This is a genomic window from Kitasatospora sp. NPDC093102 (assembly GCF_040683915.1).
Classification (GTDB): Bacteria; Actinomycetota; Actinomycetes; order Streptomycetales; family Streptomycetaceae; genus Kitasatospora.
The window spans coordinates 1-1,419 of record NZ_JBFBFA010000143.1 but is presented as its reverse complement, the minus strand read 5'-3'; the positions used below and the strand labels follow the sequence as shown (position 1 = coordinate 1,419).

The window sequence follows — 1,419 nt, the reverse complement described above, 5'->3', positions numbered from 1 at the left end:
AACAATTTAAGAGTGATTCAGCACGCTTGGCATTTTTGTTTTGGGTCTAGTTCAGTGTTTACGGTGATCTAACCAAATATTATGGTAGCGTGCTTCACACCTTAATTGGGCGTTATAAGTCGGTCAAGAACGTGCCGCACACCTATAGGACCTGAGGATATAGGCTTTGTTTCCTAAATAAGTTGAACTAAAACCGTAGCCGCTGATCTGATCGGCATCGCCTATCAACTTACCCATTAACCGTGTCAAAACCTCGCTATAAAACAACCAACTGGAAGCAATACAACCAAGCCTTAATCAACCGCGGTTCACTTACCTTCTGGATTGATGAGGATGCAATTGCTAAGTGGAAAGCCAAGGTCGAGCAGCCAAAGAAAGGTCGCCCTCAAGTGTTTAGCGACTTAGCCATTACCACTGCGTTGATGGTTAAGCGTATTTTCTCTATGCCACTGCGAGCCTTACAAGGCTTCATCAATTCGGTGTTTAAACTGGGTGACATCCCATTATCTTGCCCGCATTACACCTGCATCAGTAAACGCGCGAAAACGGTCAATATTGCTTTTAAAACCAAGACTCGCGGCGCCATTGAGCACTTAGCTATCGACTCGACAGGCTTGAAGGTCTATGGCGAAGGTGAGTGGAAAGTGAAGAAACATGGCACAGATGGAAAGCGCCGAGTGTGGCGTAAACTGCATATTGCCGTAGATACGCATAGCCATGAAATTATTGCCGCTGAACTCAGTTTATCAGGTGTCACAGACGCTGAAGTGATGCCCAATTTGCTTAAGCAAACCCATCGAAAAATACGCAATATCTCGGGTGATGGTGCTTACGACACGAAAGCCTGTCACGAAGCCGTTCGTCGAAAACGCGCTTTAGTGCTCATTCCACCTAGGGAAGGTGCTGCGCTATGGGAACAAGGGCATCCACGAAACTTAGCCGTCAGTTGGCAACAGCTTCATGGCTCAAATAAGCAGTGGAAAAAACGGTATGGTTATCATCGCCGTTCAATCTCAGAAACCGCTATGTACAGGATAAAACAACTGCTAGGAGGCACGTTGAGCATGCGGAATTATAACGCTCAGGTGGGAGAAGCTTACGCGATGATTAGGGCTTTGAACAAGCTTACTGGGCTAGGTATGCCTGAAACCCACTATATAGCTTGATATTTGAACAATGATGAGAGTTTTGTTCGCTGACTCGATTTAGGAAACAAAGCCTGTGTTCTACGACTTTCTTAAAGAATACGACCAACGATCGCCCTATAACAGAAGAAAAACAGGGACATTCACCCATGAAGAAATCATCGGAGTCTTAGATGGTCAGCAGCGATTGAGTTCTATGTATATTGGCTTTATGGGAACTCATACGACTAAAGATCGCTGGAAAAGGAATAATAATGATGATGCATACAAAGCC

General features: G+C 45.0%; 1 protein-coding gene and 1 pseudogene. Both read left to right on the top strand.

All coding sequences use genetic code 11. The features are described 5' to 3' along the window. Nucleotides 1-242: 242 nt before the first annotated feature. On the top strand, nt 243-1,166 hold the full coding sequence (locus tag AB0O11_RS39355; protein ID WP_363397433.1) for an IS5-like element ISSod12 family transposase: 924 nt from the start codon (nt 243-245) through the stop codon (nt 1,164-1,166). Between the two features lie 55 nt (nt 1,167-1,221). Next, nucleotides 1,222-1,419, top strand: a pseudogene (locus AB0O11_RS39350) (hypothetical protein); the annotation flags it as partial.